Source organism: Fusicatenibacter faecihominis, from assembly GCF_020686945.1.
GTDB lineage: Bacteria > Bacillota > Clostridia > Lachnospirales > Lachnospiraceae > Limivivens > Limivivens faecihominis.
In genome coordinates, this window is the sequence record NZ_JAJEPR010000001.1 from 73,897 (window position 1) to 94,620 (window position 20,724).

At 45.8% G+C, this 20,724-nt stretch carries 23 protein-coding genes; 4 read left to right on the plus strand and 19 right to left on the minus strand.

The features are described 5' to 3' along the window. Positions 1-20 precede the first annotated feature (20 nt). The 3 genes from LKD71_RS00305 (at position 21) to LKD71_RS00315 (ending at position 5,679) form a co-directional block, all read left to right on the plus strand. The gene (locus LKD71_RS00305) at positions 21-3,008 is read left to right on the plus strand and encodes a glycosyl hydrolase family 2 protein (RefSeq protein WP_227613911.1); all 2,988 of its coding nucleotides are present in this window, start codon (positions 21-23) and stop codon (positions 3,006-3,008) included. Between the two features lie 112 nt (positions 3,009-3,120). Next, on the plus strand, positions 3,121-3,756 hold the full coding sequence (locus tag LKD71_RS00310) for a helix-turn-helix domain-containing protein (protein ID WP_227613912.1): 636 nt from the start codon (positions 3,121-3,123) through the stop codon (positions 3,754-3,756). A gap of 102 nt (positions 3,757-3,858) precedes the next feature. Further along, positions 3,859-5,679 carry a glycoside hydrolase family 20 zincin-like fold domain-containing protein gene (locus LKD71_RS00315; protein ID WP_227613913.1) on the plus strand — a complete coding sequence of 607 codons (1,821 nt, stop codon included), beginning with the start codon at positions 3,859-3,861 and terminating at the stop codon, positions 5,677-5,679. Positions 5,680-5,873: 194 nt separating this feature from the next. Here the strand turns inward: LKD71_RS00315 and LKD71_RS00320 are convergent, their stop codons facing one another. From LKD71_RS00320 to LKD71_RS00340, 6 genes are all read right to left on the minus strand, one after another. After that, on the minus strand, positions 5,874-6,047 hold the full coding sequence (locus LKD71_RS00320; RefSeq protein WP_178046122.1) for a DUF362 domain-containing protein: 174 nt from the start codon (positions 6,045-6,047) through the stop codon (positions 5,874-5,876). A gap of 152 nt (positions 6,048-6,199) precedes the next feature. Further along, positions 6,200-7,249, minus strand: coding sequence for an IS30 family transposase (locus LKD71_RS00325; RefSeq protein WP_005422806.1), 1,050 nt, complete (start codon positions 7,247-7,249; stop codon positions 6,200-6,202). Positions 7,250-7,326: 77 nt separating this feature from the next. Continuing rightward, on the minus strand, positions 7,327-7,491 hold the full coding sequence (locus LKD71_RS00330; RefSeq protein WP_005422807.1) for a helix-turn-helix domain-containing protein: 165 nt from the start codon (positions 7,489-7,491) through the stop codon (positions 7,327-7,329). Between the two features lie 13 nt (positions 7,492-7,504). Further along, on the minus strand, positions 7,505-7,783 hold the full coding sequence (locus LKD71_RS00335) for a hypothetical protein (protein WP_227613914.1): 279 nt from the start codon (positions 7,781-7,783) through the stop codon (positions 7,505-7,507). A 113-nt stretch (positions 7,784-7,896) separates the two neighbouring features. After that, the gene (locus tag LKD71_RS18105) at positions 7,897-8,028 is read right to left on the minus strand and encodes a hypothetical protein (RefSeq protein ID WP_005422810.1); all 132 of its coding nucleotides are present in this window, start codon (positions 8,026-8,028) and stop codon (positions 7,897-7,899) included. A gap of 110 nt (positions 8,029-8,138) precedes the next feature. Continuing rightward, on the minus strand, positions 8,139-8,396 hold the full coding sequence (locus tag LKD71_RS00340; protein ID WP_005422811.1) for a helix-turn-helix domain-containing protein: 258 nt from the start codon (positions 8,394-8,396) through the stop codon (positions 8,139-8,141). Positions 8,397-8,532: 136 nt separating this feature from the next. Between LKD71_RS00340 and LKD71_RS00345 the strand changes: the two genes are divergently transcribed. Next, a complete protein-coding gene (locus LKD71_RS00345; RefSeq protein WP_227613915.1) occupies positions 8,533-8,856 on the plus strand; it encodes a hypothetical protein in 324 nt (107 codons plus the stop codon). Positions 8,857-8,974: 118 nt separating this feature from the next. Here the strand turns inward: LKD71_RS00345 and LKD71_RS00350 are convergent, their stop codons facing one another. The 13 genes from LKD71_RS00350 to LKD71_RS00410 all read right to left on the minus strand — a co-directional run bounded on the left by LKD71_RS00350 (position 8,975) and on the right by LKD71_RS00410 (position 20,721). Further along, positions 8,975-9,133 carry a hypothetical protein gene (locus LKD71_RS00350; protein WP_227613916.1) on the minus strand — a complete coding sequence of 53 codons (159 nt, stop codon included), beginning with the start codon at positions 9,131-9,133 and terminating at the stop codon, positions 8,975-8,977. Between the two features lie 2 nt (positions 9,134-9,135). Next, positions 9,136-9,672 carry a hypothetical protein gene (locus tag LKD71_RS00355; protein WP_227613917.1) on the minus strand — a complete coding sequence of 179 codons (537 nt, stop codon included), beginning with the start codon at positions 9,670-9,672 and terminating at the stop codon, positions 9,136-9,138. 15 nt (positions 9,673-9,687) lie between these two features. After that, positions 9,688-11,331, minus strand: coding sequence for a hypothetical protein (locus tag LKD71_RS00360; protein ID WP_227613918.1), 1,644 nt, complete (start codon positions 11,329-11,331; stop codon positions 9,688-9,690). Beyond that, on the minus strand, positions 11,331-11,762 hold the full coding sequence (locus LKD71_RS00365) for a phage holin family protein (RefSeq protein ID WP_227613919.1): 432 nt from the start codon (positions 11,760-11,762) through the stop codon (positions 11,331-11,333). The genes LKD71_RS00360 and LKD71_RS00365 overlap by 1 nt, the downstream gene beginning before the upstream one ends. A 1-nt stretch (position 11,763) precedes the next feature. Beyond that, positions 11,764-11,991, minus strand: a complete 228-nt coding sequence (locus tag LKD71_RS00370) for a hypothetical protein (RefSeq protein ID WP_005422819.1) — start codon at positions 11,989-11,991, stop codon at positions 11,764-11,766. Between the two features lie 12 nt (positions 11,992-12,003). Then, positions 12,004-12,165, minus strand: a complete 162-nt coding sequence (locus tag LKD71_RS00375; protein WP_167531105.1) for a hypothetical protein — start codon at positions 12,163-12,165, stop codon at positions 12,004-12,006. Positions 12,166-12,217: 52 nt separating this feature from the next. Next, positions 12,218-12,484 (minus strand): hypothetical protein, encoded by a 267-nt coding sequence (locus LKD71_RS00380; protein WP_005422823.1) that lies wholly within the window; start codon positions 12,482-12,484, stop codon positions 12,218-12,220. Then, positions 12,471-13,865, minus strand: coding sequence for a hypothetical protein (locus tag LKD71_RS00385; RefSeq protein ID WP_227613920.1), 1,395 nt, complete (start codon positions 13,863-13,865; stop codon positions 12,471-12,473). The genes LKD71_RS00380 and LKD71_RS00385 overlap by 14 nt, the downstream gene beginning before the upstream one ends. Before the next feature lie 417 nt (positions 13,866-14,282). Then, entirely contained in the window at positions 14,283-15,992 is a 1,710-nt protein-coding gene (locus LKD71_RS00390) for a hypothetical protein (RefSeq protein ID WP_227613921.1), read from the minus strand. Between the two features lie 17 nt (positions 15,993-16,009). Then, a complete protein-coding gene (locus tag LKD71_RS00395) occupies positions 16,010-16,774 on the minus strand; it encodes a BppU family phage baseplate upper protein (RefSeq protein ID WP_227613922.1) in 765 nt (254 codons plus the stop codon). Between the two features lie 16 nt (positions 16,775-16,790). Then, positions 16,791-18,305: a DUF859 family phage minor structural protein gene (locus tag LKD71_RS00400; RefSeq protein WP_227613923.1), complete on the minus strand. Its 1,515-nt coding sequence runs from the start codon at positions 18,303-18,305 to the stop codon at positions 16,791-16,793. Then, positions 18,302-20,008, minus strand: a complete 1,707-nt coding sequence (locus LKD71_RS00405; RefSeq protein ID WP_227613924.1) for a phage tail protein — start codon at positions 20,006-20,008, stop codon at positions 18,302-18,304. The genes LKD71_RS00400 and LKD71_RS00405 overlap by 4 nt, the downstream gene beginning before the upstream one ends. A 14-nt stretch (positions 20,009-20,022) precedes the next feature. Further along, positions 20,023-20,721: a phage distal tail protein gene (locus LKD71_RS00410; protein ID WP_227613925.1), complete on the minus strand. Its 699-nt coding sequence runs from the start codon at positions 20,719-20,721 to the stop codon at positions 20,023-20,025. Positions 20,722-20,724 lie beyond the last annotated feature (3 nt).

Sequence of the window (20,724 nt, forward strand, 5' to 3'; positions counted from 1 at the left end):
CAATAACAGTGGAGGGAAACATGAACAGAAAAAGTTGGGAAAAAATTTTTAAAGATCCTGGCGCAGACTACAGAAGCAAACCGTTCTGGTCCTGGAACGGAAAAATGGATGAGAAGGAGCTCTTTAGACAGCTCGATATTTTAAAAGAAATGGGATTCGGGGGAGCTTTTATGCATTCGAGAGTTGGCCTGGCTACCGAGTATCTGGGCGACGAGTGGATGAGGATCGTGGAGAAATGCCTGGAGTACGGCAAGAAAATCGACTTCGATCTCTGGATCTATGACGAGGATCGCTGGCCCTCAGGAAGTGCCGGAGGCATCGTGACTCAGAAGAAGGAAAACCGGAGTCACCGTCTACAGCTTCACATCCTGAAAGCTTCAGAGGGCGACGCTTTTCTGAAGGAAAATCAGGAAAAAATGATCGCTGCCTACCAGTGCATCCTGGAAGGCCATGAGTACCGGGAGCTTGCCGTTTATGAGGGCGGAGAACCGGAGGAGGGAAAAAACATTCTGGCGATCACGCTGGAGGAATCCGAACTGAATGACAACTATAACGGCGCTACCTATCTGGACACGATGAAAGCAAGTGCAGTGGATGATTATCTGGCGTCAACCCATGATAAATATCACAAAGAACTCTCCAAGGATGCGCTGGAGCGCGTCAGAGGAGTATTCACGGACGAACCCCACAGAGGCGCTTTCCTGTGCGATTTCTCAGAGGGAAATCAGAAATCCATACCCTACACGGATGAGCTTTTCAGCGCCTTCAAGGAGCGTTACGGCTATGATCTGAAGGAGCACCTTCCGGAAATTTTCCTGCGGGAACAGGGCAAAACCTTTTCCGGCGTAACGCTGGATTATCTGGAGCTGGTACAGGATTTCTTCCTGAAAAATTTCCTGAAGAAGATCCAGGACCGCTGTCAGGAGTACGGCTGGCTTTTCACCGGTCATCTTCTTCACGAGGATACGCTTTCTAACCAGACCTGTATGCTGGGTTCTCTGATGACCGGTTATGAATATATGGATATCCCCGGAATCGACCTTCTGGGCGAGAGAACCAGCTGCTGGTGGATTGCCAAACAGCTGAGTTCCGTAGCGCATCAGATGAATAAGAAAAAGATGCTCACAGAGCTTTTCGGCTGCACGGGCTGGCAGATGAAGTTTGAAAATTATAAATCCATAGGAGACTGGCAGGCGCTGATGGGAATCAACCTCTTCTGCCCGCATCTTTCCTGGTACACGATGAAGGGCGAGAATAAGAGAGATTACCCGGCAAGTATTTTCTATCAGTCCGCCTGGTATAAACAGTATCGTTACATGGAGGATTATTTTGCACGTTTCCATGTGGCTACGGACGGAACGCCCTCTGACTGTAAGCTTTTGGTCATGAATCCCATCGAATCGGTATGGGCGCGGACTTACACCGGATGCTTCCAGTGGATTCAGAGCAACGATGAGGGAATTTCCGCCATTGAGAGACAGTATGAGGAAACCTTCCGGATGCTGATGGGAGCAGGTATTGACTTTGATTATGGCGAGGAGCGGATTCTGGCCGGTCATGGCAGTGTGGAAAATGGAAAATTAAAGGTTGGTTCCTGCACCTATGACAAGGTCCTTCTTTCCGGTGTGGAGACTATGAAGGAGAGCACCTGGAAGCTTCTGAAGGAGTTCGTGGCTCAGGGCGGCAAGCTCATCGTTGCAGGAAAAGCGCCGGAGATGATTCATGCGGAACCGGATGCACGGATGACGGAGCTGATGGAGCACGCAGAGAAGATCCCCTTCACCAAAGAAGCGGTGACAGAGAGCTGTGCTTTGGAGGCGCCTCTTTACCAGCTGGAAAATCATGGCCAGCAGGTTTATATCCAGAGCTATCGGAAGGAGGATATGATTACCTTTATTCTCCTGAATATGGACAGGGATCATTCTGCAAACGACATTTCTCTTACCCTGAACGGCGAAGGAAGAGTCGAAGAGTGGAACGCGAGAACCGGCGAAATCCGCGAAGTGATGGTTTCAGACGGAAAGGCAGAGCTTTGTCTCTCCTTACTGCCCGGAGAGGAGAAGATTTTTGTGCTGCAAAATGGTGAGAACCTTCTGAAGCAGAAGGAATTTTCCTACAAGCTCTCCGAGAAAAACGTGGCAGCTCTGGATCGGGCGGACGTTTACCTGGATGACGAGTGCGTGGCAAAGGACGGGGATGTCTTAAAAGAAGACCGGCTGATCCGTGATCGCCTGGGCTATCCATGGAGAGGCGGCGAAATGATGCAGCCCTGGTATATTGAGAAATATTATCAGGAAGAACTGAAACAGAGAAGAAATGTGAAAAATGTCTTCCATTTTGTGATCGAGGAGCTTCCTGAAGGATTGGAGCTGGCTGTCGAGGCGGAGGAGCATACGGAAGTCCGGCTCAACGGCACACTGCTGAAAAAAGAGGCAGATTTCTGGATCGATACGGCCTTCTCGAAGTTCCTTGCCGGGAAGTCCTGCCTGAAAGAGGGAGAAAACGAGATCACAGTCACCTATTCCTATGGAAAAGACAGCGGTCTGGAGGCCATTTACCTGCTGGGCGATTTCGGAGTGAAGCTCTCCGGAAAAGGCGTGGAGGAGAAGGTTCATCTCATCAGCCTTCCGGATAAACTTCATGCCGGTAATATTGTGCCGCAGGGTCTGCCCTTCTATTCCGGTTCGATCACCTATGAGCTGGATCAGCCCGTGGAAGGAAAGGTATCGGTCACTCTTGACGAGATGACAGCAGCCGTGTGCATGCTGCACGGAGATACGGATGAGATCATCGCCTTTGCTCCCTATGAGGCAGCCGTGACGGGCCTTAAGAGTATCGAGATGGTATTTAATAGAAGAAACACCTTCGGCCCGCTCCATGTGCCGGTTTCTTACCGGGGAAGCTATGGACCGGACACCTTCTTAAAGACCGGAGATTTATGGGAGGATGAGGTACAGCTCTATTCTCAGGGCCTGCCCGAGAAGGTTACACTCCGAAAAATCGACTGAGAACCTGCTTTTCTTAGCGAATCTTGCGATTTCTTTTCGTGTTCATGCTGCGGAAAATGTGTTACACTGATTCTGTAAGTGCAAGAATGAACATGAAGGGGAGAAAGATTTCATGGATGAAAAAAGGTATTTGATCTCTGATGCAGCCAAAGTCGTTCAGGCAGAACCTCACGTCCTCCGCTACTGGGAGGAAGAGCTGGAGCTTCCGATCCAGAGGACGGAGCTGGGGCATCGTTACTATACCGAGGAAGATATTCAGACCTTTCAGAATATTAAGGAACTAAAAGAACGGGGATTTCAGCTGAAAGCCATCAAGGTACTGCTGCCGGAGCTTAAGAAACGAAAAGCAGATTCTTCTGCCGAGATCATCGATCTGGAGCAGAAATTGGCAGAGCAGGAGAAGGAGAAAGCGGAGCCCGAGGGAAATATCACAGTCTTCCCGTTGAATCCGGATCTGGACAGGTTTCAGCAGTTTGAAACTATCATGACTTCCCTGTTTCGGCAGACCTTAAAGGAGAACAACGAGGAACTGGAAAATCGGATTTCCGATTCGGTCATCCATGGAATGGACGTGCTGATGCAGCTTAAAGAGGAAAAGGAGGAAGAACGGTTCCGCCGCCTGGACGAGACGATCCGTCTCCATCAGAAAAACGGAACCCTCGTGGCAGCGGCCAGAGAGCCAGGCCTTTTCCAGCTGTTTCGCAGGAAAAAGAAATCCGCAGTTGACATGACAGGAGCAAAAAGTTAAAATCAGTTTACCATATCAGACAGGCTTTCCGCTGTCTCTTTCAGAAGAGATATGCGGGAAGCCTGTCTGCATGATGAGCAAAAAAGAAAAGAGGATAAAACAATGGAATTTCTTCCAAATCCGAAACAGATGGAATATCATACAGGTCATTTTCTGCCGGGATCCCAGACAAAAATTGTGCTCTGCGGCACAGAGCCGGGAGCCTTTCTCTATGCACAGATGCTTCAGAAGGAGCTTAAGGAGGAGGCAGGTCTTTCTCTGGATATCTTAAGAGCGCTGTGCCCGGCGGAGAGCGGAGATATCGTCCTGTGCCTGGATCAGAAGCTCGAAAAAGATCACTATCAGCTGGCCATTGAGGAGGATAAGATCTCTTTGGTGGCAGGCAGCGACGAGGCGCTCTGCAACGGCGTACAGACCCTCTGCCAGGTAATTCAGCTTCACGGTGCGGTTCTTCCCTGCCTTTCCATCACAGACTGGCCGGATCTTCAGAACCGCGGCTACTATATGGACTGCTCCCGGGGCCGTGTGCCGAAGCTTTCCTATTTAAAAGAGGTGGCAGATCTGCTCTGCCGGTTCAAAGTGAATCAGTGGCAGCTCTACATCGAGCATACCTATCTTTTCCGGGGACTTTCTGAGGCCTGGAGAGAGGATACCCCGCTGACGGCCGAGGAGATTATGGAGCTGGATGCTTACTGCGCGGTCCGCCATATCGAGCTGGTGCCCTCCCTTTCCAGTTTCGGCCATATGTACCGGATTCTCAGCACCAAGACCTGTTGCGAGCTCTGCGAACTGCCGGATTCCGAGAAAATCCCCTACAGCTACACTTATGCGGGCCAGCACCACACGCTGAACGTTTCCCATCCGAATGCTCTGGATTTTATCAAGGGACTGATCGACGAGTACCGCCCGCTTTTCCGTACGAACAAGTTCAATATCTGCGCGGATGAGACCTTCGACCTGGGAAAAGGAAGAAGCAAGGCTCTGGCTGAGGAAAAAGGCGAGCGCCAGCTCTATGTGGAGCATGTGAAAGCTCTCTGCGAACATCTGGTGGCCCAGGGCTGTGTGCCGATGTTCTGGGGCGATATCATGTATCGCTGGCCGGAGAGCTGCGGGGAGCTTCCGAAGGAGACCATCTGCCTGAACTGGGGCTATGCGCCGGATCAGCCCGAGGACGCCATCAAGGCCATCGCCGAGAGCGGAATTACCCAGTATGCCTGCCCGGGCGTCTGCGGCTGGAATATGTGGATGCCGCTGCTCGATTTTGCCTACCGGAACAACCGGGCCATGTGCCGTCACGCCCATAAGTACGGGGCTGTGGGTCTTTTGAACACCGACTGGGGCGATTACGGTCATGTGAACGATTACCGCTTAAGTATTCCGGGCATCCTTTACGGAGCTGCTTTCAGCTGGAATGCGGAGGAGGTTCCCTTTGATGAGATCAACGAGGCGATTTCCAGACTGGCCTACGGGGATACCTCTGGAAAAATCGTGAGCGGCATTGCTCATTTTTCCGATAATGAGATGTTCCAGTGGTCTCAGGCTGTAAACTGGATGGAAGGCGATGAAAAACGCCGGGCGGAGATTCTGGAAGAACGGAAATACACGAAGGAACGGGCAGAAAAAGCCAACAGAGAGGTGAAAAAAGCCCTGGAAGAGATCTATGCCTGCACGCCTTATATGAGCGCCGGAAGAAAAGCTGTCGTACAGCTCTTTGCTGTGACCGGAGAGGGAATCTGTATTTGGAATGAGATCGGAGCCTGGCTTATGGAGCACTCTGAGGAAGAAGGTCGGAAACTGGCCGAAAGACTGGAAAACTGGCTGGAGCACTATCGCCGGGAATGGCGTGAGATCAGTAAGGAGAGTAGCTTAGCTGTGCTGACTGGAATGGTGGTACGGTACGCAGATTTGCTCAGGGGGCGCTGACGTCCAGCGCGGACCGCCCATAACCAGAAGAAAATGAGTCTATTGCAAATAAATTTGCATAGGCTCATTTTCTTCTGCTTGCGCGCTGGACTGTTGATAAAAAATAAAACCGCCTGGTGTCGGGAAAACACCAGGCGGTAAGGGAAAGAGAACTGCCACGCATCAGAGGCAGCTTCTATCCAAGAAACGGGAGATTACTCACCCGGATGGATAGCTTCATTCGGGCACTCTGCCTCGCAGGTACCGCAATCCAGACATGCGTCAGCATCGATTACATATTTTCCATCACCCTCGCTGATAGCGTCAGCCGGACAGACTGCTGCACAGGAACCGCAGGATACACACTCATCAGAAATTACATATGCCATAATTATTTACCTCCTTGTAAATGTACATGTATTGGTTCGCTCTGAACCTTACCGCTATTTTAATACATTTGCTCGAAATATACAAGTGAAATCTTTGTATTTCTTTCTTTTTAAAAATGTCAATATTAAATGCGACACTTTTTTAACTTTTTTCAACTGATTTTCCGGATCTCCTCTTCAAACAGTTCGCCCGCTGAATGATAGCCGTGGATCTTACGCGGATAATTATTCACCCAGCTTTCAATCGCAGATATTTCTTCATCCGTTTTTTCATCGAAGTTTGTTCCTTTTGGAATATGTCTTCTGATCATTTTATTTGTCACTTCGTTGCTTCCTCTTTCATAGCTGCTGTACGGATGACAATAATATGTCTTTGTCCTGCTGCCTGCTCCCAGTGCTGACCGTTCAATTCCTTCACAGTCTGCAAATTCACTTCCGTTATCCATCGTAATCGTTTTAAATACTTGTTTGAACATATCGCCCCACTTTCTTTCGATCACATCCAGCGCGTTGACAACTGCTGCCGCCGTATGCTCTGGCAACTTCATCACAATTTCATCGCGTGTTTTTCTTTCAGTCAACACAAGAAGACTGTTCTTTGATTTCCCGCGCTTTCCTTTTACCGTGTCCATCTCCCAGTGTCCAAACTCTTCGCGTGTTTCAATTTCTTCCGGTCTTTTTTCTATACTTTCACCCGCTGACGCTCTTGCCTGCGTTTTCTTGACCTTTTTGTATGTGCGTTTCTTATTCTTTTTAACCGGAAGATTTTTATTTGTCAGGTGTAGAAAGATCCCTTTATCAATATAACTGTACAGTGTTGTTGTGCAGATCATCACGCTGAATTCGCTTTCTTTTTGTTGTGCCTTAATTTCCCCCAGTACCGCCGCCGGACTGTAATCTTCTTTCACGATCTTTTCTTCAATATAATTTGCCAGTTTGATGTCATTCCCGATCTTCAGGCTGCCCCCTTTGCTTTTCAGATTTTCTTCATATTTATCATGTGCAATATCAGGGCTGTATCTTTCTTCCGTTGTCAGATCTGAATTAAGCGCAGTAAAACGTCCTCTTTTTAACTCTCTGTATATCGTGCTTCTATGCACATGTAGCATGTCCGCGATCTCTTTGATTTTTACTCCCGCTTTTATCAATGCTTCAATTCTGATCCGGTCTGCTTTTGTCAAATGTTTGAACGTTCTTTCCATCTCCGCTTTCTCCTTCTATAAAAGAAGCCGCAGGCGATGATCATGATCGTCTGCGGTTCCTTGTAATTTATACAGCCTTATTTATCCCTTAATATTTTTTCGACAATTAGTTTTTCAATATAGTCAGGGCAACTTCTTTCCCCATTTTCCCAGTTTGTCAGCGTTCTATATGGGATTTCTAGCCACTCTGACAATTCTTTTCTGCTCATATTTTTCTGTTTGCGTGCTTCTTCTATTTTCATTCTATCCGCTTCCTTATATTCTGCATCCTTTTTCAATCATTTCATTGATAATGCTTCCGTCATAACCGTTTCCGTAATATTTGAAGATAACGCTTCCATCGTCAAATACTATCCAGTCACAATTAGTATCATTTAAAATTCCATCAAGTGCAACATTGGTCGGCACCTCATGCCCGAACATTGAAAAATAACCAGTAGCTTCATCTATTGATGCAAAACTAAAAACTTCCCCGCCTTCTTCTTTGCATATCATGGTATAATCATGCTTTGTGTATCCTTTTACAGCTTTCATTTTCTTTGCACCTCTTGTCTTTTATTTTTTTCCTGCTATAATCTAATTAAGCACTTGGGGCGGTTAGCAGGAATGTTTAGGTATCCGCCCCCTGTGTGATCCCTTATTCTATTTTATTTTCTTATTTCTTCAAGTATTTTATCAATATGTTCCACGGTATGTATTTCTCCGTTTGTCCTTGCTACTTCTCTAATTGATACCAACATCGCTATTAAATCGGCTTTGCTCATTTCTTCGTTCTCCATTGTTTTCTCCTTTCCTGCTGTTCCCTTGTTACAATTATATTATATACCCATTGAGCCTATATGTCAATCTTTTTTTACTCATTGAGCTACTTTTTTGCAAAGAAAAAACACTATGATTCCATAGTGTCATCTTCTTCCAGCAGATCATCAACCGTCACATTCAGAACCTTTGCAAATAGCTTCAATTCGTAATCGGTCACAAACCTTGTCCCTATTTCAATTCTACTTATACTGTCGCGTTCCAGTGTTATCCCTTGCAACTGAATTTTCGCAGCCAGTTCCATCTGCGTCATTCGTTTTTTCAATCGTTCAATCCGAATCCTGTCACCGCATAGATTCTTTTTGCCTTTATAGGTGTATATCTTCATCCTTCATTCTCAATCCCTTGTGTTAATGTTCAGCATCATTCTTGACATTAGCACTTTTTTCACCTATATTTGTGTTAATGATCAGAATTACGGAAAACTGATCAAATATTATTATATAACAAAGGGGGCTTTTCCTATGTTTGGTAAAAAAGCAGATGACAAAATCGCCAAGAAACAGGTGGAGCAGGAAGCAAAAGACAAGGCGGCTATGGAAAAATTCGGTGTTGATTTCGACAGTTACACTTCGGACGACATCAAAGAAAAGAATGTCGCATCCCTTAAAGAAATCGCATCCAGCCTTGCAGGTTCAAAAATGTATTCTTTCGGAAGTCTTTTAAGCGGAAATTCAAATGAAACTTTCGCGCTGGAAATGTCACGCGCACAGGTTGAACAGAATTTCATTCTTATGCGTCAGAATGAAGAAATTATCCGCCTGTTGAAACAGATCGCAGAAAAATAATTTTCTTCTTTTTTGTACATATTGTCATCGCATAGATCCCGATCAGTATCATGTATTTGATCTGTTTTCGTGATATTGCACAAAAGGCAGCGACCGTTCTTTGATCGCTGCCTTTTCATTATTCCATTTTCTTACCTTTTAGATACTCACAAAACAGCTTGTCTTCCTCTTCGTCTGCTTTCTTTGCTGCCGTTGTTATTGATAACATAAAAATAGTTGTCACAGATCCAAACGCCGCAGACACGATCGCTGTGACGATGTACGATACCGGAACCATCGTTATTCCTCCGGAATAAATTCTGTGTGTTCTGGATCTCCTGAAATCCAGTACCCGTCTGTCGTCTTGTAAAGTACCCTGTCACCGATCTTTGCTTTCTTCTCGACATTCTTTTCATCAAACATCGTCACGCCACAAATTGCATCGTCTTCAAACGAAGGTCTTCTGCGAAGGCGAAGCCTTCCATCAAACACTCTGCGGATCGTTCCATGTACTTCTTCTTCGCTTCTTGTTGCTGCCGCCGCTGCTTCAACGTCTTCTGCTGTGATTTCATCCATTATTTTTTTCACTTCTTCAGCCGGAACTTCGCCAACTTTTTCCCCGTTTTCATCATATGCATTCACAGATCCATCCGGTTTTTCTTCCAGTGCCGCATCATCAGGAACGTCATCTGTCACTTCAACTTTCAACGGATACAGCTTTACGCCTTCTTCATCCCATACTGACAAGCCATTCTTTTCTGCTTCCTTTTTTGCGTTCTGGATTGTTTTGTATCCCTTATTTACTTTTTTATCGAAAGTGTTTCCAACATAAAGCATCTGTTTCCCTCCTTCCTATTTTGCTTTCAGGTAACTGATTGAACTGAATCCGATATACTCCACTCCATCAAGCGTCACAGTAATGTATAACCATTTCGTTCCATTCGATGTATTATAATAGCCGTAATTATGCACTGTGGTTCCTTTCGGAATGCAGCATAAAGCCTTTTTGTTCTTTCCAGCGTCGTTTCTGCAATACAGATCAGCTGTTGTGACGTAGGATCCCGCCAGCTTCTTGTCGTACTCTCTCGCATAGCATGTTGACTTGACTGTTTTGCTGATGGTCTGATCTGCTGGCTGTGGCTTCGCAGTTGTTGCCGCTGATCCATTCAGAATTCTGTTTACTTCTTTCTGAATAGTATCCGGATCATAACCGCTTGCCGAAAGTGCTTTTCTTCTTGTTTCTCCGTTCCCCCACTGTCCCGCAATTACTTCATGCGCTACGGTTGACACGCTCTTTCCCGGCGTATTTACTGGCTTGCTTTCCGCCTGATCGCTGTCATATTTTGGTGTGATAAATCCTCGAATATATCTTCCATTCAGTGATACAGTTCTTTTCTTCACGCTGTCTCTGTAATTGCCTTCGGTAACGACAAAATATCCTGCTGCTTGATTAACGTATGTAACCGTTCCAACATGTTTCGGTGTTCCGGTATTATCACCCGCACCGTTATCCTGCCAGTCATACATCACCGCTTCGCCCAGCTTCGGAACGTGTGCGTCATTTTCTTCCCATACGCCCATCTGCTTCGCTCTTTCAATCAGATAATAGCAGCTGATTTCAATCGGCATAATTGCCGTATATTTTAGCGCAACAGCAAGTGCCGACCAAGTGCAAGCACACCACTCCCATTCATACGCCATTTTTGTCCCGCGTGGGAATGCACCTGTGAAACTATTGTAAATATCAATAATTGATTTATATGATCCGTCCGCTTCATTTTTTCCGATCCAGCTTTCTACTAGATCCACAACTGCTTGTCTTGAATACATTTTTACACCTTCTTCCCCTGATTTATCCACATTGTCCACAACATACTGTTTAATCCACCGCACGCAACACTGATGTCTGCTTTCAAACTTTTTATCCCCCACCTGATTATCATTGCTTGTATCCTTTTGATCCAAGATCAACGATGCATACACTGTATCAGGTGTATATGGCTTTTTCGCTCTCGCAAAAATTCGTTTTACTGGTTTCAAGCCACCAAGATGTTCTATTTCGCACCACATCATCTGTGCCTGTATATTATCAACGCCATATGCTTCAGCTTCAGCGATGTATTTTTCCATCAGTTCCTTGAATAAATCATCCTGACACTTCTTTCCTGCATCCGTTGTGATAATCGCAATCAATGCAGCCTTTTCTTTTGCTGTCGGATTCCATCTTGTAGCTTCCCAGTCTACTGACAGTTTCTTTTCGATTCCCGCTGTGTCAGCAGTCCTGAAGGCTTTCGGATCTGCCTTCAGGATCATCTGACACAATCTTCTGCCTTCATTCCCATAATTTTGCGCCCAGCCTAATGTACACGTTTTTTCATTGTCTGCATTTGCTGCTTTTCCGGCATACGCACCATATTTTCTTTTTCCGTATGTCTGCCCGCCAGATTCCACGCCGCCGATAATGTTGGTCAAAATTGCCAGATATTCTTTTTTCATTACTGTTCACCATCCTTTGACACAGATGCTTTTCGTGTCAAAACTTCGATTGCATTCTGGATCACTGTCGGAAGTGGAATTCCCATCAGTCCGGCATTTTCCGTGATGCTGATCAATTCATTTGCCATGAATCCAATGATCACTGCATTGCGAATATAATTTACATCCAGCGCAAGATCCAGACGGTATGCGATCAACACAAACAGCAATGTCACACCTTTCCTGCACAACCCCTTCCATCCGGCTCTGCTTTCCAACGCTCCGTTTTCTGTTTTTCTGCTGTTGTGAAAAATTCCCGCAACAATCAGCCCCGATAAATAATCAATCACCATAAAGATCACCAACGTCACAAGTGCCTGATCCCATCCACCGAAAGCAGCTGCAATCGCGCTTCCCACTACTCCAACAGCAGTGCAGATTCCTTCTTTCATGTCATATCCTCCTTAGTTTCATTTCGATCCTGTCAAGATCATCTTCTGCCTGTTTTCTTTCTTCCGAAAGATCGGCAGGGAAGACCGCGCCCGCGATCCTCTCCTGCTCGATCAGGACAGCCTGTTTTCTGACGATGTCTGCCAGCTTTTCCGTTACGCCGCACATCATGTCGACGACTTCCAGCAGGCTTCCGGTTCCGCCTTCATACGGTTCCTTCACTTCGCCCATGTCTGCCCCTCCTTACTGTTCTTCGCTCTCTTTGATCAGATCTTCGCATCCACTTTCGATCAGGATCTGTTCGACCTTATCTTTCAGAAGGCGCGGCACTCTTTTGTACAGTGCAATCGCTTCTTCTTTTGTTTCCGCATACATGATCTTCTGCGCCCATAACATAGCCATCATCGTTTCACCCTCCTTCCCGAATAAAATTTTGTATATTGAATGCCTAACAAAATTAAGCATATACAAGCTCCGACATTTCCAGCAGACAGGATTCCAGCATTTCATTCTTTTCCTGAAGTTTCTGAATTTCAACGGTCATTTCTGCCCGCGTCATTCCCCCACTTTCCGGATCCGGTTCATCGTCTTTCATGTCTTCGTCTTTTCCAGCCTGATCAGTCTTCCCGTACTCCCAGTATTTTTCAAAGTCATCTTCGATCTGTTTTGTCGTGATCGTGCTGTCCGCCGGAAGTTCAAACACTACTTCATCAAAACGGTACATCTTCCGATCCTTTGCGTCTTCCTGACAGTATTCCTTGATATTGTCCGCCATTCTGACGGTCATTGCGCCACCCGGAAGATTTTCCATCATTACCTTTTCTGGCTTCTGATCTGCATCTACGTTCAAGTAAATCATGCAATTCCTCCATTCTTTTCTGATATTCCAGTTGTCCATAGAATCCATTTACGCGATGCGCCACCTGAAGCAGTTCTTCCGTGTGGTATCTTTCTTGTAAATGGAATGAATCAGATTGTTCAATATAGCTGTTATACGATATTATCTTCTGCGCCCGTTCACGGCGCAGTGTTCCATCACGCTTCAGTTCTCTATATCCACGGATCAGCTGTCGTCTTGCCCTTTTGAATACGCGCCGCCGGATCGTGATGTGTGTTCTGCTGATTCTGTATCCTGCCATGTCCAGCATCGGTACGCCCCTTTGCCCCGGACGTGGCAGGTTCCGCCTTCGCTTTTCTTCTTCAATCGGCAACAGCTTGATAATTCCTGTCGTTTCTTTTATTTGCAAGTGCTGATTCTTTGTCATCCACTTGTCCAATGCTTTCACTGCCCGCTGTTCTCCTTTTATGGATCCGGATCCTATCGAAAAATCATCCATAAATGTTCCGCAGCGTATAACATACGGTATCTTTTTCCCTCTTCGCGTCGATCCCAGTGTATACAGATAGCGGATCGCATACGACATCACAAAATTAAAGAGCCATGCATCAAGATACCCGCCGATGATCAGATGCCCGCCCGGTGCGACGCTCTTTAAATATTTCAGCAGTCCGATCGCATATCTTGCTTTCGGGATTTCCATCATCACCAGATCTATACATACATCATATTGAAGTGAAGCATATGCATGTACAACATCTGTTTTTCTCACATATTCTATTCCCAGCGATTCCTTCAGGAAATAACGCAACATCTGATCTTTCAGCATTGTCTGCCCGTGTCCCGGAATGCTTGCGTGTTGCGTCGGAAGCAATCGTGCCTGAATCAATGGTTCTATCATCAGTTTCGTAATATGACCGATCAGCTGATGCATAATACACAGCAGTGCAATGTCCCTGATCTTTCCCGTCATTCCATCCGGACGCTGCCGGATCGTCACTGGTTCCATATCGTCCGGTTCTATTCCGTGATCGACCAGATCTTCCACAATCCCAAGCATTGCCAAGCCAATCGCTTCAACAGCTTCATTTTTGTACTTCCACGATCCGGATAAATCATCTATTTTTATATCGTCGCGTGGAATTCCTGCATACTTTTCGATAAACGTCAGTACATCGTTTCTTCTCCATTTTCCTTTGAAGCATTCGACAACTGCCTGTTCACACAGCTGTCTGCCTAACTTTTTATATCTCTTTTTATGTGCCATCTTATTTTTACTTTATGTGTGAAGCGGCTTTCGGTTGCGGCAGATCCTTGAATCAGGATCCGTCTTATTACTACTTGCCGCACGCATAACCCACGGTTATACATGCCAGTTTCCCGGCTTCCGGTTTTACTGATTTTCGCTTATGCGCGGATATACAGACGCATTTCAGCAAGTTTTCACCTGCCTTCATAAATACATAAATTCGCGGACGACTGTTCCAGTTCGAGTTACCCGGCGCATTGTTGCCATTCTCCGCAGCCAGACCAGCATTCCCGCCATTGTTCAAGTTCGCAAAACGCCACGGACAGCGAACCCCGGCGGAGTTGGTACCGTAGAAAGCCGATCCCGCGCCTGCATACCCTTTTTATTTTCTTTTCCTGCTAGGCGTGTATGAGTGGTCTTGCCCCTCTGGTCTGCTTACGCAGACCATTCACCCCGCTTTTTACCCGCGCCACAAAGCCGCGGACGACTGCCCCAGTACGAGCCACCCGGCGCATCGTCGCCATCCTCCGCAGCCAGACCAGCAACCCCGCCAGCGTTCAAGCCCGCAAAACGCCACGGACAGCGAACCCCGGCGGAGCCGGTACCGCAGAAAGCCGATTTAAAATAAGTCGTCGAAGATCCGCCGATCAACTTCGGAAACAACACACCCAGCTTTGACTTGATAAATGCTTTCACATAGTTCCATCCGGACGGCATACCGGAATATACAATGCCTGTATCTTCGTAGTCCGCTGTGATTGATCCCGACAGTTTCTGACTGTCGCGGCACTGATACACAGTGTAATCAAACCCGCCCGCTTCATTTGCAGTCGTATCATACAGTGGATCCAGCCCGATCGTATACGATCCGTCCAAAACTTCTACACCAGCAACACGAAGCGGTGTCTTTCCTGCCGTCAAGCTGAATGTGCATCCGTCTTTATGTCCCGGCAATGCTTCTGTTGCGCCCGAATGCCACGGCATAGTTGAAATACACGTTGTTGCTGTCGTTGTGATCGTTCCGCTGATGTCAAGATTGATCGCTGTGTATTCTGTTCCGCCGACTGTTACCTTTTCGATTGAAGATACTTTCACCAGATCCGCAAGGTTACGCATCCATGCATTCCATCTGTCTTTATTCGACTGTGCGCCCATATCGCCAACCGATACCGTTGATCCGACAATGAATCCTGCTGCCTGACTTGCAGACAGAAGAACCCTTTTCACATTTTCTTCCGGTAACGCCGCCATGTACTGATAGTTGTAACTTGTGCATCCTTCGGCAATGTTTGAGTTTTCCAGATCAAAATGTCTTAACTGCCACATACGAAGAATCCATCTTGTATCGCAGTCATTCCACAGTCCTTCATAAATTGTTTTCTGTCGTGCCTTCTGGATCCCTGCCGTTGCTGATGCGAAGTTATATGCCTTGATCCCTGCGCCGGATGTCAACGCGCCTTTGCTGTCCAGACCACCAGGGAATGTTGCGTGCCATGTGATCGGTCGCTTTTTATTTTTCGGATCCACATCCCCCGCATCCGGATAATAGCCGGATCCCCTTGTTGTTCTGAATGAAATATAATCGTATGCACCGTCATTCCATTCTTTAATCCATAATGCAAGCGCAAATGTATATACTGGTGCATCTTCACCAGTGATGTCAAAACCGTCTTCACCTTCAAAATATGTGATGTTCATGGTTCCGTCTTCCAGTGACAGCGCGTTTGCTCTGATATACCATGTCATCGGATCTTCATCCGCCCAGTCCTCGACCGCTTCAGTATTTTCTGTACATAGCTGTGCTGCCACTTTATCTGCCAGATCATCCATCGGTGTCATTTTTGTTATTCCTGATACTGACGGATCATAGCTTCGCAGTGTATACGTCTTTCCATTCCATGCCTGCGCTGCTGCTGTTGCAAACCGTGAAAGTAATTTATACTTGTCTGTTTCTCCTGCTGCCAGCGCACGCGGATACCATGACCAGAAAACCCGTGTTGTATTTGTTCCGTCAAGTAATTGTCTGCACGCAGCGTCAAGTGCTTCCGCCGAATTCTGTCCGCCATTCAGTGCGATCGCTTCCAATGCCGCCGCCATTCTCTCATGCTGTGCATAAGACGGAAATGATAAATCAATTCCTTCCATTCTTCTTTTCCTCCTGTTTACTCCTTGATCGGTGTTAATGCCAGATGCGGGATCCCCCGTTCTGTATAAATTGCATATGCATATTTGATATTTTCATCTTTATCCAACATATATGACGCTTCATTGATCTGCCCCGCAATTTTTACAGCTTCATTCGCCTTATCCAGAACTTCATTCGCCTGCTTCTGTCTTTCCTGTTCTGCCGTGACGCGATCACTTTCTGCTGACACTCTGCTTTTTTCCGCGTTCACACGACCTGTTTCTGCCTGCACTCTGGCTTCCTCTGCCTTCACGCGACCTGTTTCTGCCTGCACTCTGGCTTCCTCTGCCTTCACACGTTTCGTTTCCTGATCAGCATACTGTTTCATTGTCTTATCGAAGATAGAAAGTTCATCGCCCGAAACGATCGCATCTTCATCTTTCACCTTTGCTTCAATCTCTATTTCAAAAGTGACCGATGTTACCACCTGCATCAGATCTGAAGATTTCACTTCCACTTCACACAATGCCGTTCCCGCTGCTGCCAGTGCCTGACTGTCCAATTCCACCATCACAACATTGTCCGTGAATTCACACGGTGTATATACCCTGTGTCTATCTGGTTTTCTGATGAAAGCTGTGACGCTGGATCCTGCCGGGATCGTGTACGGTTTCCCATGATTCAGTAGTACGGTTTCGACATATCTTGTTGCCCGATCTCCCTGTTTTGCAGACACCATATACTGTTTTGTCCCGCCCGACATTTCGATTTCAATTCGCTGAATTACTTTTCCAAGTGCCACTGTCTTCCCTCCTTTTCTATAATCCGAGTTTGTTCAGGATCTGCTGCATTGTCACTTCGGATCCATCTGATTTTATGAATTTCACCCCATGCCTGAATATCGCATCAAACGTAAAATCCACTGCGTTTTCCACGGTTGCCTTCGATCCAAAAGCCACACCGCGCCCACCATGCAAAAAATGCATTGCATATACCGCTGTTGATACGAAGTCAATGACCGTCACTGTATTGAATGTATCTTTCAGCACATAACGAACATCATATGAAAATTCTGTATTCAGATCCCCGCCGCAAACAGTTGTCGCTTCCCCGATCGGAAGTTCTTTTACTGCTGACGTATATGCGCCCTGACTTGAAAGTTTATACTGCATCTGAAGTGTTGCTTTATTCTTTCCGTTGCAGGTTGAATATGTGCTGTCTGTCGTCGCTAAAAAGTATGTGCCTTCATTTTCCAGTGTTCCATCCTGTCCGCACCTCATAGAATCCACCTGAATCGTCGGCGGATTATATTCCACTACTGTCACTTTTGCAGTTTTTTCTGCCGTCCGTCCTCTTGTATCACGAATCTTCACTGTCACGTCCATGATCCCATAGTCTTCCAACATATATGACTGTGGCAATGCAGAAGGCGTTCCATAATATGTCCTGTCATTCAGTTCCATATTGACTGATACAATATCCGCGCCATATGACTTTGTGATATTCGCTGCTGTAATGGCTATATTGCTGTTATGTTCCACGAACATCCCCCACGCCGCAGGGACACGCCCTTTTGTATCTGCGATGGATATAGAATTGATCACCGGGACGCAATCATCCGGGACTGTCGCCCTCACCGCAGTATCCCTTGATTGATATACCTGCGATCCAAACAACACCTGAACTGAAAGTATGCAGGAACCCGCTGTACTGTTTTTTATCTCTTCATTCCAGCTTTTCGGTATAGTATAGCTTGTATTGATCCTTGTCGCTCCGGACGTTTTTTTGTCCAGCGTATACGACTTTGATCCAATCGCCCACTTGAATCTGTACGTTGCATCAGATGACAGTTTCACAGAAAATAGTGAATCTTCATCTGCATTTTCTATATTGATAGGAACTGCCGTCTTTCCATCAATTTCAAATTCCGAAGCCCCCGGATCGAATCCGTATGGTACAAATGATCCCAGATCGTAAAATGAGAAGGTCATTTCTGTTCCTTCTTGTGTCGGATTCTGACCGTATACAATTTTGAAGAATGGCTTTCTAATTGTCAGCTTTGTTCCAATGTTCAGTGTTGCTTTTTTTACCCATGTTCCTTGTGCTACGATGGTATTTAATGTAAAGTAGGAATGCACTGTCCATCTGTATTGTTTTCCATCAATGATCATGACCGATGGCATATCTTCTTTTTTTACGCCCAGCAGCCAGTCGTCTTCATTTTGCGTGAACGTTACGGATGTGATTGTTGTTACATCTCCGCTGACATTCCCGGTGAAGACAGCGTTCGCATATATACTTGTGACTGGTACTTCTCTTCTTGTCGTACTCATACTTTTACTACCTCGAATATTCCATCATCGTCGATCAGCTGTCTGTATTCCTGTTTCCGTTTTTGCCTTTTGGCGCTCTGTGTTGCCGTTTCTTCCACCTGCTCCGCTTCTCTCCATTTCACGCCCATCCCGTACTGCGTGGATATGAAATCAAAGTATCCGCCGTCGTCTGCTGCTCCGACTGACCACCTTCGCACCGCTTCGACATTTTCAATGTGTAGCTTGTTGTACTGCACATATGCCACTGGAACGCCTTCCTGCCTGAATTCAAGTCTTTTGTCGGATAGCAATGTCGAAAACGGCAGTACCCCGCCATCTTGCTTTTTTCCGATCTCCATTCCATCATCCGTGTAATGGAAATATGTTTCATTCTCTCTTCTGAATTCTTCCAGTTCGTCGCCCTGCGATGTCACAGTTTCTTCGACCGACTTAATAGACATATCAAATGAATTTGAAGTCTGATTCAGTGCTGTTGAATATTCATTTGTCATTCTTTCAATGGTCTTTTCATTCAGTTGCGAAGCATAGTCTTTCGCTTCCTGTTCTGCTGCATAGGTCAGATCCCTTTGTTCTGTTCTGACCTGTTGAACCGATGTCATAATCCCGCTTTCTGAAGATTTAATTGCAGCCTGTGCCTGTTCGATTGTCCAGTATCCTTCATTCAGCGTTTTCTTTGTCCTTGCCTGTGCCTGATCCACTGCATCGGACTTCATTTTTTCCTCTGTTTCTTCCTGAAGCTGTGCAAAACTCTTTGTCACATTAGAAAGTTCACAGGTGTTTTTATCCGGATGCTGCGGATATTCCGTCATCTTCACGATCCGCTGTTTTTCTTTTATAGCTTCCGTTTTTGAAATCAGATGCACCGTATCACCGATGTCATATTCCAGAATGCTGTATTCCTTTTTCTGTGATGCTAGATCCGCAACGTCAGCAGTATATGCTGTATACGGCTTCGATGCTGTGTCCAGCTTCGCAGTTGCATCTTCGATCAGATTTTCAGTGATGGTGTATCGTTCATCTTTCCAATAGCGCGGAATCACTTTATCTGAATACTGATGATTGTCAATATACGGAACCCCCAGCATAATTTCCGGTGTGATCCCATCTTTTCCCACTGGATAAATCCTTGTATAGAAATCATATGTATCTGATTTCAATGTCAATTTCCGCAGGTTTAATCCTTCTATGAAATACGCTCCGCGATCCATTCCGATCGCTTCATATAGGTCTATTCTCTTCTGGATGTTGTCGATCTTGCATTCGCATCTGTATGTGTCCATAACCTCCTGAAGTACATCCCAAGCATTGCACGTTTCATCAATGCTGACTGTTCTTCGCTTTGTTACTGTACAAATTCCAACCGTCCAACCTGTTCCATCAAAAGCGAATTCCAAGCAGGCGCGCGCCGTCTGTGTTACACTCTCAAATCCGTACAGAAATTCCTGTGATTCCAGTTCTTCTATATTCAGCTGTGCTACATAACTGTTTTTATTTTCTCCTGTTTTTATTTCCTTCAGAACATATTCATCATCTTTTGTCCTGATATAATATTCAGCCCGCAGACTTTCAATTTCTGATCCTGTTTTCGGATAACTGAATGAAATCTGTTTATCTCCGGATGATAATGTTTTTTCAATTTTTAGATCATCCGGATCATCTATTCCTGCAATTCTCCTGTGCTGATCATCATATATCTGAAGCATATATCATCCCCCCTTTATAACCACATCGGGGAATACCTAACTGTTACCCTTGCGCCATTCGTTGAAAACGTAAGGTCATTTCTTCCCGTTTTCAGTTTAGGGAACGCCCACAGATCCACGGATCCGAAAGCGTTATCCCTTTCCTTTGTTATTTTTCCGGTCTTCCCGTTAATCACAATCGTTTCGTCATTCATCAGGCTTTCAATAGTGTACGGTTCCCCGTTTAGTGTTATCTTATAGTTTGTCAGATCCGCTTTTGCTGTCACTTCAATAATGCAAGGTGTATCCCGGCTTCCTTCTGCGTACAGCTTTCCTTCCAGTTCCTGATCAAATATCCCTTCTGCTTCATCGTCAAAAAAGAATCCATCAAATTCTAATGTCAGAATTCTTTTTTCCTTTTCAAGCGTTTTTTCGTAATCATCGCCAGCCAGAAAACCTTTGTATTTTCCTTTGAATCCTCTGATTTCTTCCATAATGCAGGATGACCTGAAATTCTGCATAAAAGATGACATTGTTCTTTCCAGTGTCGCCCTGTTCTTTCCCCTGAAGTATATGGTCATTGTCATAGAACCCAGTGGAATATCTGTGTCGTACTCTGTCGGAAGAAGTGCTTTTGACATCATTTCATAGTTTGCCGTCATCTTCGGGGGCTTTGTTTCTGCCGTCAGTAATGTCGCCCCGTATCTTCTGACGTCAATCCCGTTTATGATCATGTT